A 12,344-nucleotide genomic window follows, 5' to 3' on the forward strand; every position below is an offset into this window, starting at 1 on the left:
GCCGGTTGAATTTCACAAACATTCCTTAGGGTCAGGACTCGTTGATCACAGCCAGAAGATGACGGTGGCAGCGAGGGCGATGGCGGAGAAGAAGGCCGTAGGGCAGCGATCGTAGCGGGTGGCGACGCGGCGCCAGTCTTTGAGGCGGCCGAACATGATCTCGATGCGGCTGCGGCGCCGATAGCGGCGCTTATCGTACCGGACGGGCTCGTTGTGCGACCTGCGGCCTGGGATGCAAGGCTGGATGCCCTTGGCCTGAAGAGCGTCCCTGAACCAGTCGGCGTCGTAGCCGCGGTCGCCGAGCAGCCACTGCGCTTTTGGGAGGTCGTCCAGCAGCGCGGCCGCACCGGTGTAGTCGCTGACCTGACCGGCGGTCATGAAGAAGCTCAAGGGGCGACCGTTCGCGTCGGCGACGGCATGGAGCTTGGTGTTCATGCCGCCTTTCGTGCGTCCGATCAGGCGGCCGAGATCCCCCTTTTTACCCGCAGGCTCGATGCCGTGCGGTGCGCCTTCAGGTAGGTCGCGTCGATCATCACCGTTTTGGGTTCGGCGCCCACCGCAGCCAGACCTTCCATGATGCGCGTGAAAACGCCTGCCTCACCCCAGCGCTTCCAGCGGTAGTACAGCGTCTTGTGCCGGCCGTACGCGCCAGGAGCATCGCGCCAGCGCAGCCCGTTGCTGTTGACGAACACGATGCCGCTCAGCACCCGCCGGTCATCCACTCGAGGCTTGCCGTGGCTCTTCGGAAAGAACGGCCGCAGCCGCTCCATCTGCTCATCCGTTAGCCAAAACAGGTCGCTCATCCCGGTCTCCTCGCGGAGCCTGAATCAGATCGCAACGCTCATATCAATGGGTCCTGACCCTAAGGCCCCTGCAACGCATCGGGCGTCATGATCGCGGCCACGGGCTCGCGGCTTCACCATGTCCGCCTTACGGGGCGCACTCCAGCTACGCCCGCGCCTTAAAAGGACTCTTCCAGCATGCGGGCGTAATCTTTCGCCGTCGCGGGCTTAGGGTTTGTTGCGCTGGAGTGATCTGCCACTGCTGCATTAGCGATTTCTGAGAAAACAGCTTTGGGAACGCCCATGGCGGAAAGCGATCCGGGCATCCCAATTTTGGACACCAGTCCCCTCACCCATTCGGCAAGATCCGCGTCGTCGGGCAGTCCGAGTACCTGGCGAATTCGAGCATACTTCTCAGGCACGGCCGACGCATTGAAACGCAGGACGGCAGGCAGCAGCACAGCATTCAAAGTACCGTGGTGCAGCGACACCTCCTTCAGACCTCCCAGCGGATGCGACAGTGCATGGACCGCTCCGAGACCCTTCTGGAAGGTGAGGCCGCCTTGGAGCGCGGCCATCAGCATCTCGGAACGAGCTTCGAGATCGCTACCATCTGCGACTGCCCGTTCGATGTGAGCCACGGCCCTCGCCAAGCCGTCGAGAGCGATCGCCTCCGCCGGCGGATTATATCGGGGGCTGAGATAGGTTTCCAAGCAATGGGTAATAGCGTCCATGCCCGTAGCCGCGGTCAACCAGGCTGGCATCCCCACCGTCAGATCGGGATCGCAGATGGCGAGGCGCGGGATGAGGTGTGGCGAGATAAAGCCAAGCTTGCGACCGTCATCGAGCGTGATCAGGGCTGCGCGCCCGACCTCCGAGCCCGTCCCCGCGGTCGTCGGAATTGCGATAACCGGAGCCACTCGCGCAGTAATTTTGGGTATGCCACCGAGAATCGCCGCGAAGGTCTCCAGCGGCTCATTGTGGGTTGCCAGAAGCGCCACACCCTTGGCCAGATCGATAGGCGACCCACCGCCAATCGCGATGAGGCCATCGCAATCATTGGCGGAATACTCACTAAGCGCGGAGCGAACAGCAGCCTCGGTGGGGTTTGACGGCGTATCGGCGAACACCGGAGCAGACGTGATCGACGGAGCGGCCGTTCCGACCTTGTCCAGCAAGCCCGCTGCGACAACACCGCGATCGGCGATGAGAAGGGGGCGCTTGATACCTAGGTTGGCTAGTTCCGCCTCGAGGCTGGAGAGCTCGCCAAAGCCAAATTTGACGTTCGTCAGATAGGTGATGAGCGACATGGCCCCTCCTCGATTTGCAAACTCGAAACCCAAAAGGGCTTGCCTTAACAGATACTATCCAGATAGTATGTTAAGATCAAGCGTTCCTCGAAATGGGATGATGGACAAAATGATGGACCGGGAGAGCTATGAGTCATTCCGCGACGGCCTCCGCCGCTTGGCAGGAGCCCGGATTGAGCCGAATGCAGCGCGCTTTGATTCTGAGGCGCGTTTTCCCGAGGAATCCCTTCATGCGTTCAAGGAGCTCGGTCTTGTATCGCTGGCGTTTCCGGAGAACGACGGTGGTCAAGGCGGGGACGTTCTGTCTCAGGTGATGGCGCTTGAAGAACTTGGTCGGGTCTGCGCAACGTCCTCGCTAACGCTGATGGTGATCTGGGCTGGCTTGGTGCCGATCTCCAAGCACGGATCCCAAAAACTTCGCGATGAGGTTATTCGCCCTGCTATGAGTGGCGACACCGTCGCGTCCATCTGCCTCACGGAGCCAGCCGGTGGCTCAAACTTGTTCGGCCTCAAGACAAAAGCCGAGAAGCAAGCCGATGGCTGGGTCCTCAACGGCCAGAAGCGCTACATCACCAATGCCACGAGGTCCGACTGGTACACGGTCCTCGCGCGAACCGGTGAGAAGACCCTGGGCCTCTTCGCAGTTCACAAGGACGACTCTGGTCTTGTTCTAGGGGCTCGCGAAAAGAAAATGGGCATCAAGGGCAGCCCTACCGCCGACGTGACGTTTGAGAACTGCCGCATTCCTGCTCATCGCGCGATCGGCGATCCCAACCAAGGGCATCGGTACATCACCGATTCGCTGACCTGGACCCGAGCACTGATCGGCGGCCAAGCACTCGGAATTGCGCAAGGGGCGCTCGATCAGGCGGTGAAGTACACGTCGGAGCGCGAACAGTTCGGCGAAACGCTTTCGCGCTTCCAAATGGTCAGAGCCAAGATCGCCGATATGGCAACCAAGGTCGAAGCGGGGCGCGCACTACTCTATAGCGCGTGCGCCGCCATCGATAACGGCTCTGCCGACGCCCGGGCGCTGGCTTCCATGGCTAAGCTCTTCTGCAGCGACTCTGCCATGGAAGTTACGACGGAGGCGGTCCAGCTTCACGGCGGCTCGGGCTATCTCGCCGACTTCCCCGTCGAACGGATGATGAGGGATGCGAAGATCACCCAGATTTACGAGGGCGTGAACGAGATCCAGCGGTTGATCATCGCGAAGCATGTCTACGATCGGGCGGGAGCGCGATAGCGCACATTTCCAAGCTCTTCCGTCCTTTAGCGGCGCCGGGCTAGCGCGGCGCCTGGGAGTTAAATCGCCATGGTCTCCCCGAATACCCCCAGCCTGCAGGGCATCAGGGTTCTTGATCTGTCGAGGCTCGCGCCTGGCCCCTATGCGTCGATGATCCTTGGGGACATGGGCGCGGAAGTTGTTGTGGTCGGGGGCGGGCCGGGTAGTCTGCCCATTCCCGCCTTCGCTCGGGGCAAAGCGCTCATAAATCTGGATCTGAAATCTGGTCTTGGTCGAGAGGCTTTGCTGCGGCTTGTCACGACATCGGACGTCCTGATCGAAGGGTACCGCCCGGGTGTCACGTCACGGCTAGGCATCGACTACGACACATTGAAGAAAACCAACCCTCGCTTGGTCTACTGCTCTTTGACTGGTTACGGCCAAGACGGCCCTCTTTCGCAGGAGGCTGGCCACGACATCAATTATGTGGCGCTGTCTGGGGCTCTCGGCGCATTCGGCCCGGTGGGCGATGTGCCGAGTTTCCCCCTAAACCTTCTGGCAGACTTTGCGGGTGGCAGCCTGTTCGCTGTCATTGGAATTCTGTCCGCCCTTTACGCGCGGGGGCACAGTGGTCAGGGCCAGCATATCGATGCCGCGATGGTAGATGGTTGCTTGTCGCTTATGGCGATGCACTTCGCGGATTGGGGTAAACCAGTGCTACAGTCGCGTGGAGATGGCCTGGTTGCCGGCTCTTCTCCCTACTATCGCTGTTATGCTTGCTCAGATGGGAAGTTCGTCGCAATCGGACCTCTGGAACGTCGCTTCTTTGAGAATCTCTGGAACGGCCTCGGATTTCTCGATCCCGCTCCCCCTCAATTTGATCGAGGGACTTGGCCGGAGATGGCCGACCGCTTTGCTGCTGCGTTCGCCACGCGTCCGCGCGACGAATGGGTGAGCCACTTTGCAGGCAAGGACGCCTGCGTGTCCCCGGTCCTGGATCCAGAGGAAGCCGTCGATCATCCTCACAATCGCGGCCGCCACGCCACGTTTGGACGCGAGGCTCCGGTTCTAGCGCCGATAATGCAAGGACTTGAAGGTGCTCCCCGAGAGATCGACCTAACTGACAAAACCACCCAGGTTCTGTCCGAGATTGGTTTTTCCGCCGAGCAGATCAAAGCTGCGCGCGGCGGAAATGCCCCCATTTCCGGTCTTGCCTGGCCGCCGTTTTGATGCCGGCGGAGAAAAAATGTAAGGCAGTTGAATTCGGCCTGATAATTAGTCCCATGGTCAATGCGAGCGAAGCTTCAAGGCGAACGGTATGACCGGAACCTCAGCCCAAAAAGTGAATAAGAAGGCGCTCCTACGCGAAGAAAGCATCTATCGGCTTACCCAAGCCGCGTTTCGTATCGTCGTTTCGAAAGGCTATCAGGCGTGCACCCTCCAGGAGATAGCCGAAGCGGCGGGACTCACCAAAGGAGCGGTATATTTCTACTTTGAGAGCAAAGAGAATCTGCTTCTGCATCTCTTGGATGTCGCTGAGAAGGATATCGTCGATCCGCTTTTCGATCATCTCAAGAATCTTTCAGCCCCAGCTGCTGAAAAGATTGCTGCCTTCTTCAAATTCACATCTCGGCAGGGCATCGATAGACCTGATGAGCTCTTATGCTTGATCAAGATGTCGATCGAGAGCCGCAGCTCCACCGAAGTGGCAGATGTGAAAATATCGGCTATCTATCAGCGCATCTACCGAATGCTCGAAGAGATTATCGAGCGAGGAAAGCTCGCGGGCGAACTCGCGACGACGCTACCCACGAAGGAGTTCGCCATGCTCGTAGTCGCGACGCACGATGGCATGATGCTGGAGTGGCACCGTCGCGGCGGGAATATTGACGGTCGGCTGTTCGTGCGGACCGTCTGGCAGACGTTTCTCAACGGGATCGTGCCCCCTCCTCCGGTTGATCCCCATCTTCGCCCTTACGTCCTTTTTGCTGACCGCTCTTGAACCAGCTGCTTGAGCCTGATTCCGACTTGATGCCTGTCCCAGGTGTGAACGCCGACACCGCCATCCCGAAGCTCACGTTTTTTCAGCTTGTTCGTCGGCGTGCGGGGCAACGAAGGCATGATCTCGATATAGCGCGGTACCATGAAGTGCGGCAGCCGGGCAGCCAGGAATGCCAGGATGTCCGCCGGTTCGAAGGCGCGGTCGAGAGCGACACAGAGCTTGATATCGTCATCGCCTTCCATTCCCGAAGGAACGCCGACGGCCGCGGCTTCGCGGACCCCGGTAAGCTGCAGCGCTGCAGCTTCGATCTCATACGATGAGATGTTTTCTGCTCGCCGCCGAATGCGATCCTTGATGCGATCGAGGATGAAAAAATACCCGTCATCGTCGCGCCATCCAGCGTCACCGGTGTGGAACCAGAGATTGCGCCAAGCCTCGACCGTCGCCTCAGGCGCACCGAGATAGCCCGCGAAACTGGTCCAGGGGAGCCTGGGTCTCACGACTATCTCTCCGGTCTCGCCGGGGCGGAGCTCTCTGTCCGTCTCCGGGTTGACGATCCGCACATCGAACCAATCGTCCATTGGCTTTCCGCAGGATCCGAGGGGATGCCCGCCGTCAAAAGACGTCCAGCATGGGCAGGTCACCTCCGTCATCCCCCACATTTCGATGCCCCTCAGGTCAAACCGCTGCTCGAACGCGCGACCGATGGATTTCGGCAGCGGGCAGCACATCAAACGCCGAAGCCGGTGATTTCGATCGTCTGCTGCAGGGGCGGTTGCATGGATCATTTCGATCATGGGGCCGTGAGCGATGCCCACCGTTGCTCCAACGCGTCTTATCGTGGCCAACCAAGCTTCAGCATCGAATTTTCGATCCAGCACAAGGTGTCCGCCGGCTATGAATGTCGCGAGTACTCCCATGAACTTGCCGGCGATGTGATGAAGAGGATGCGCATTGTAGTACACGTCATCCGCAGAGAGCCTCGTGTTGACAATCACCTGGTGGGCGAGCAGGCAGACCTGTGCATTTGGCAGCAGCACCGCCTTAGACGGGCCCGTCGTACCTGACGTGAACATCACGACTGCGGGGTCTTGCGGCTCGACCTGGCGGGTCGGTAAGGGCCGTCGGGCTTCGACAATCTCTTCATACCGCGCGAATTGCAGGTGGTGGCCGTCGTCAGGCGCTTCACTCGATCCAACGAGGATAACGTGCGTCAGAAAGGGAAGCTGTTCGCGAACCTCGAGGAGGCTGTCGAGGAGCGTTGTGTCGACTAGCGCCACTTTCGGCTGCGTGGTGGCGAGCACATGGGTAAGCAGCTCGCCGCGGTAGGCGGAGTTGACCGTGACGTCGACCGCGCCAATGAGGCTGGCGGCCATCCAGCCATGGAGCGCGGGGATGCCGTTGGGACAAAGCACCGCGACCGTGTTTCCGACTGCGACTCCACACTCCGAGTAAAAGTGAGCAAGCGCCGACGCACGCTCAATGAACCGGCCATAAGTTTCGGTGGGTCCGCCAATCTCGCTGACAAATGGAAAATCGGGAGATGACGCAAGCCGCCGGAGGGCTACTTCGCGGACCGTCCACCTATCAGGCGTCAGCATATCCAAGAGCGATCCGTTCATAGCTTCCTCCAAACGTTCTTCTTTTTCGCCCGTTTGATCCACCGGTCACAAGCCGGTTGCAAACTCAAAAAATATTACATACCATCCGGCTAGTATTCTTAGGACAGGCACTCTGATGACGCAAGCTAGCCCGCCATTGCCAACGTCCCGCGGCGCGCTTTCCGGAGTTCGCGTAATCGAGCTCGGCATGGTGATGCAAGTCCCGCTCGCTGGCCAGATGCTCGGCGACTATGGGGCCGATGTTATCAAAGTGGAGCGCCTGTCCCCTGGCGAAATTCTTCGGACGCTCGATCCGGTAGCCAACGAGAAGGGTGGCATCAGCTGCTATTATGCGGCGCTGTGCCGGAACAAGCGAAGCTTGGCCCTCGACATCAAATCTGAAGAAGGCCGCGATCTGCTTCTTCGCCTGATCGACAGTGCGGACGTCCTTCTTCACAACTTTCGTCCCGGAGTGATGGAGCGTCTCGGACTTTCGTTCGAGGACCTCGAAAAGCGGAACCCGCGCCTGATCTATGCCGTCGGCTACGCCTTCGGAGCCACAGGTCCGATGGCGAAAATGCCCGGCCAGGACATGCTGGCGCAGTCTTATAGCGGCTTCGCAATGAGCGGGGTCGAGGAAGGCGCAGTTCCCCAAATCACGAACACACCCATCATCGATTATATGACCGCCTTATCCCTGACCCAAGGCATCTTGGCCGCGCTGGTCGAACGATCCTCGTCCGGGCGGGGGCAGAAGATCGAAACATCGCTCCTCGATGTGGCCTTCGCCGCGCAAGTGCTGGAGCAGTCGAGCATCGCGATGCACAGCCAGCGCACGAGCTGGGTCAAGCAGTCGATGCGCTTTAAGACCACCGACGGGTGGCTCGTTGTGCTGACCCTCTTCCGCGACAACCCGCTAAGGGGGTTGTGCGCTGCTTTCGATGTGCTGGATTTCAGCGGGCAGCCAAAGTTCGCGACACGCGATCTCCAAGTCAAAAACATCGCAGAAATAGAGGAGTACTTTCGACCGCTCGTGGCCGAGTTTTCGACCGCCGAGTGCGTTGAAAGGTTGTCAGGACAGGACATCCTGTGCTCGCCGATCAATACACTGGAGCAAGCCGCTGCGTCCCCGCAGATCCGCAACAACGGAATGGTTTGGTCGGTCCCCGTTTCCGGGTACGGCGACGTCGCACTTGCGGGCAACCCGGTCAAACTTTCGCGCACACCTCCTGAGCTCAGGATTTCCCCTGCGGAACTGGGTGCGCATGCCAGTGAAATTCTCGGCGAAATTGGGGTGGGCGAGGAAGAGTTCAGCTCCCTGAGACAGCAAGGCGTCGTCGAAGGCGTGTAAGCAGCTAAAATAAATACTAGTTGGATAGTATCTTTTGGAGGAATCATGGCGACCCTGCAAGCCGACCGTACGTTTTGGGGCGAAGCCCAAGCCAAGATCCTGAAGCGCGTCTCGTCAACGATCGATCAAAACCTCAACGGATTTCCCCATATTGGTGATCCGAAAACAGGCGAATGGGTAACGACGCCGGATGGCTTCTGGACAGGTGGGTTCTGGATCGGGGAGCTTTGGCTCGCCGCGAGCGTCACTGGTGAAGCCCGATATCTGGAAGCCGCAAAGCGCTGGCTTGAAAGGCTTGAACCGCGCGTAGAGAGCAAGACAGTCTTTCGTGGCTTTCTCTTCTATTACGGCGCCGTGATCGGAGCCCTTCTGCATGGTGACCAAAAGGCTGCGGCGCTGGCAGAGGATGCCGCTCAGTCGCTCGGACGACAGTTCGATCCAATCGCCAACTTGATTCCCCTCGGCAAAGAGGCGGAAGAAGCTCACTCGGTTGGCGATGGAGAGGCGAACATTGACGGTTTGCCCGCAGCTCCGGTCATGTTGTGGGCGGCCAAACGTCTCCGGGATTATGAACTGCGGCAGCGCGCCCTCAAGCATGCCTATCGAAGTGCAGAGTTCTTCCTTCGCGACGACGGCGGTGTGATCCAGTCGGCGAGCTTCGACACTGCGACGGGTGAGGTCAACCGCCGGTACACCCACAAAGGTTACGCCGACGACTCGATTTGGACCCGGGCCCAAGCCTGGGCGATGCTGGGTTTCGTTCTCAGCGCTCGGCTGGAGCCGAAGGAGACCTTGCTCGTCCAACTCGCGGAAAAAGTTTGCGATTGGTGGCTCGCCAACAGCCCCCAAGACCGGGTCGCCTACTGGGATTTCAACGCACCGGTAACCCCGGAGACAAAGCGCGATACCTCGGGCACCGCGATCGCCGCGGCCGCACTTCTCAAGCTGTCGCAAATTCATCCTGACGCAAACAAGGCCGCGACCTATCGCGACACGGCGGAAGCAACCGCACGCTCATTGGTCGAAAGGCACCTAAACTCAATGGGCATTCTGGCCGACGGATGTTTTGATCCAAAGAACGGTACTGCCGTCTCAAACGAACTAATTTGGGGCGACTACTTTCTGTTCGAAACCGTCGCCACGATAAATGGCAAGCTTCATTCTCCTGTTTGATCCAGTAAACGCCTCCACCGCCTTTCTAGCTATAGGCGCGCGGACGCTAGCGGCCAGCAGTGCGAGCTATGAAAACAAACAATATTCTTTCCACGTCAGGCCTAACCAAGGAATTTGCCGGCTTTACAGCTGTAAACGGCGTCGACCTCAACGTGCGCCGCGGCTCTATTCACGCGCTGATCGGCCCGAACGGCGCGGGTAAGACGACCTGCTTCAATCTGCTGACCAAGTTCCTCGCGCCCACGCGCGGCGCGATCGTCTATAACGGCCGCGACATCACGCGCGAGAAGCCGGCCGAGATCGCGAGGCTCGGGCTGGTGCGGTCCTTCCAGATCTCGGCCGTGTTTCCGCAGCTCTCAGTGCTGGCCAATGTCCGGATCGCCCTGCAGCGGCGCAAGCGCGGCGATTCCTTCGACTTCTGGCGCTCGGAACGGTCGCTCAAGCAACTCGATGCCGAAGCAGCCGACCTGATCGACGCCGTCGGCCTCACGCCCTTCCTCGGGCTGACCGCGGGCGAACTCTCCTACGGCCGCAAGCGCGCGCTGGAGATCGCGACGACGCTGGCGCTCGATCCGGAGATGCTGCTGCTCGACGAGCCGATGGCCGGCATGGGGCGCGAGGATGTCGAGCGCATCGAGGCGCTGATCCGCAAGGTCTCGCAGAACCGCACCATCCTGATGGTCGAGCACAATCTCTCGGTCGTCGCCTCGCTCTCGGACCGCATCACCGTGCTGGCGCGCGGCCAGGTGCTGGCGGAAGGCGATTACGCCACCGTCTCGAAGGACCCGCGCGTGGTCGAGGCCTATATCGGCTCGGGAGGCGGACATGGCCACCACTGAGGCCCTGAAGGCTCCCATGGCTGCCGCCGGCACCGCCCCGCTGCTCAAGGTCCGTGGGCTCGAAGCCTGGTATGGCGAGAGCCATGTCCTGCACGGCATCGATTTCGACGTCGCGCCCGGCGAGGTCGTGACGCTGCTCGGCCGCAACGGCGCCGGCAAGACCACGACGCTGAAGTCGATCATGGGCGTGCTGGCCAAGCGCAAGGGCTCGGTCGTGCTGGAGGGCAAGGAGACGATCGCCCTGCCCTCGCGTTCGATCGCCCGGCTCGGCATCGGCTTCGTGCCGGAGGAGCGCGGCATCTACTCGACCCTCTCGGTCGAGGAGAACCTGATGCTGCCGCCGCAGGTGCGCCCAGGCGGGCTCTCGCTCGACGCGATCTTCACGCTCTTTCCGAACATCAAGGAGCGTCTGAAGAGCCAGGGCACCAAGCTCTCGGGCGGCGAGCAGCAGATGCTGGCGATCGGCCGCATCCTGCGCACCGGCGCGAATCTGCTCCTGCTCGACGAGCCGACCGAGGGCCTCGCCCCCGTCATCATCGAGCAGATCGGCCGCACCATCGCGAAACTGAAGCAGGACGGCTTCACCATCATCCTGGTGGAACAGAACTTCCGCTTCGCCCAGACGGTGGCGGACCGGCACTATGTGGTCGAGCAAGGCAAGGTCATCGACATGATCCCGAATGCCGAACTCGACGCCAATATCGACAAGCTGCATCGCTATCTCGGCGTCTGAAGCAGCGCGACCCATAAAAGCAGCCGGCTCAGCCGGCATCCATAGAGGGAGAACGATCATGAAGCTGAAGACGATTCTCGCGACCACGGCGCTTGCAACCCTGATGGCTGTCCCGGCGCTCGCCCAGCAGATCACGGTCAAGGCCGGCGTGCTCAACGACCGCTCGGGTCTCTATGCCGACCTCTCAGGCGAAGGCTCCGTCATCGCCGCGCGCATGGCGGTCGAGGACTTCAAGGCCGCCGACAAGGGCATCAAGGTCGAGATCGTCTCGGCCGACCACCAGAACAAGCCCGACGTGGGATCGACGATCGCCCGGCAATGGTACGATCAGGACGGCGTCGACCTCATCCTCGACGTGCCGACCTCCTCCGTCGCGCTGGCGGTGAGCCAGATCACCAAGGAGAAGAACAAGGTCCATATCAACTCCGGCGCCGCCACCTCCGATCTCACCGGCAAGGCCTGCAACGCCAACACCATCCATTGGACCTACGACACCTATGCGCTGGCCCAGGGCACCGGCGGCGCCATGGTCAAGGCCGGCGGCGACAGCTGGTTCTTCATGACCGCGGACTATGCCTTCGGCCATGCGCTGGAGCGCGATACCTCCGCCGTCGTCACCAAGGCGGGCGGCAAGGTGCTCGGCGCCGTCCGCACGCCCTTCCCCGGCACGGACTTCTCGTCCTTCCTGCTGCAGGCACAGGCATCGAAGGCGAAGGTCATCGGCCTGGCGAATGCCGGTGGCGACACGATCAATTCGATCAAGCAGGCCGGCGAATTCGGCATCGTCGCGGGCGGGCAGAAGCTGGCGGGCCTGCTCGTCTTCCTGACCGACGTCCATTCGCTCGGACTTCAGGCCGCGCAGGGCCTGGTCCTGACCGAATCCTTCTACTGGGACAGCAACGACGGCACGCGGGCCTGGTCGGACCGGTTCTCGAAGCTGAACGGCGGCAAGCGCCCGACCATGGTCCAGGCCGGCGTCTATTCCGGCATGCTGCATTACCTCAAGGCTGTCGAAGCAGCGAAGAGCAAGGACGCGGGCGCCGTCGTGGCCAAGATGAAGGAAATGCCCACCGACGACCCGCTGTTCGGGAAGGGCTCGGTGCGCGCCGACGGCCGCAAGATGCACGACATGTACCTCTTCGAGGTGAAGAAGCCCGCCGAGTCGAAGGGCGCCTGGGATTACTACAAGCAGCTCGCCGTCCTGCCGGCGGAGCAGGCGTTCCGCCCGCTTGCCGAGAGCGAGTGCCCGCTCGTCAAGAAGTGAGCGCCTGATCGCCATCTGAAGCCCTCCGCAGTCATCCCGGGCGACACTGGTCGGCCCGGGATGC

Annotated in this window: 11 protein-coding genes; 8 read left to right on the forward strand and 3 right to left on the reverse strand. The window is 60.9% G+C overall.

Annotated features, from left to right (window positions below):
• Window positions 1-45 precede the first annotated feature (45 nt).
• Window positions 46-803 (reverse strand): IS5 family transposase gene (locus OCUBac02_RS22610; RefSeq protein WP_173048862.1). Its coding sequence is split into 2 segments (ribosomal slippage): window positions 46-470 and window positions 470-803, totalling 759 coding nucleotides; the frame shifts between segments, so codons are not numbered across the junction.
• A gap of 158 nt (window positions 804-961) precedes the next feature.
• Window positions 962-2,092 (reverse strand): iron-containing alcohol dehydrogenase, encoded by a 1,131-nt coding sequence (locus OCUBac02_RS22615; protein ID WP_173048902.1) that lies wholly within the window; start codon window positions 2,090-2,092, stop codon window positions 962-964.
• 97 nt (window positions 2,093-2,189) lie between these two features.
• Here OCUBac02_RS22615 and OCUBac02_RS22620 point away from each other — a divergent pair, with 97 nt between their 5' ends.
• The 3 genes from OCUBac02_RS22620 to OCUBac02_RS22630 all read left to right on the forward strand — a co-directional run bounded on the left by OCUBac02_RS22620 (window position 2,190) and on the right by OCUBac02_RS22630 (window position 5,319).
• Window positions 2,190-3,338 carry an acyl-CoA dehydrogenase family protein gene (locus tag OCUBac02_RS22620; RefSeq protein ID WP_197933291.1) on the forward strand — a complete coding sequence of 383 codons (1,149 nt, stop codon included), beginning with the start codon at window positions 2,190-2,192 and terminating at the stop codon, window positions 3,336-3,338.
• Between the two features lie 69 nt (window positions 3,339-3,407).
• Window positions 3,408-4,547 (forward strand): CaiB/BaiF CoA transferase family protein, encoded by a 1,140-nt coding sequence (locus tag OCUBac02_RS22625; protein WP_173048903.1) that lies wholly within the window; start codon window positions 3,408-3,410, stop codon window positions 4,545-4,547.
• 88 nt (window positions 4,548-4,635) lie between these two features.
• Window positions 4,636-5,319: a TetR/AcrR family transcriptional regulator gene (locus OCUBac02_RS22630; protein WP_173048904.1), complete on the forward strand. Its 684-nt coding sequence runs from the start codon at window positions 4,636-4,638 to the stop codon at window positions 5,317-5,319.
• Here OCUBac02_RS22630 and OCUBac02_RS22635 read toward each other — a convergent pair.
• A complete protein-coding gene (locus OCUBac02_RS22635) occupies window positions 5,292-6,941 on the reverse strand; it encodes an AMP-binding protein (RefSeq protein ID WP_173048905.1) in 1,650 nt (549 codons plus the stop codon). The two genes, OCUBac02_RS22630 and OCUBac02_RS22635, sit on opposite strands and share 28 nt — an antisense overlap.
• A gap of 115 nt (window positions 6,942-7,056) precedes the next feature.
• On the opposite strand from OCUBac02_RS22635, the gene OCUBac02_RS22640 reads away from it, so the two are divergent.
• From OCUBac02_RS22640 to OCUBac02_RS22660, 5 genes are all read left to right on the forward strand, one after another.
• Window positions 7,057-8,271, forward strand: a complete 1,215-nt coding sequence (locus tag OCUBac02_RS22640) for a CaiB/BaiF CoA transferase family protein (protein ID WP_280528836.1) — start codon at window positions 7,057-7,059, stop codon at window positions 8,269-8,271.
• 45 nt (window positions 8,272-8,316) lie between these two features.
• Window positions 8,317-9,444, forward strand: a complete 1,128-nt coding sequence (locus OCUBac02_RS22645) for a glycoside hydrolase family 88 protein (protein ID WP_173048909.1) — start codon at window positions 8,317-8,319, stop codon at window positions 9,442-9,444.
• 68 nt (window positions 9,445-9,512) lie between these two features.
• Window positions 9,513-10,283 carry an ABC transporter ATP-binding protein gene (locus OCUBac02_RS22650; protein ID WP_173048912.1) on the forward strand — a complete coding sequence of 257 codons (771 nt, stop codon included), beginning with the start codon at window positions 9,513-9,515 and terminating at the stop codon, window positions 10,281-10,283.
• Window positions 10,270-11,016, forward strand: a complete 747-nt coding sequence (locus tag OCUBac02_RS22655) for an ABC transporter ATP-binding protein (RefSeq protein ID WP_173048537.1) — start codon at window positions 10,270-10,272, stop codon at window positions 11,014-11,016. The genes OCUBac02_RS22650 and OCUBac02_RS22655 overlap by 14 nt, the downstream gene beginning before the upstream one ends.
• Before the next feature lie 58 nt (window positions 11,017-11,074).
• The gene (locus tag OCUBac02_RS22660) at window positions 11,075-12,280 is read left to right on the forward strand and encodes an ABC transporter substrate-binding protein (protein WP_173048913.1); all 1,206 of its coding nucleotides are present in this window, start codon (window positions 11,075-11,077) and stop codon (window positions 12,278-12,280) included.
• Window positions 12,281-12,344: the final 64 nt, after the last annotated feature.

Origin of the sequence: Bosea sp. ANAM02, from assembly GCF_011764485.1 — a bacterium.
Classification (GTDB): domain Bacteria; phylum Pseudomonadota; class Alphaproteobacteria; order Rhizobiales; family Beijerinckiaceae; genus Allobosea.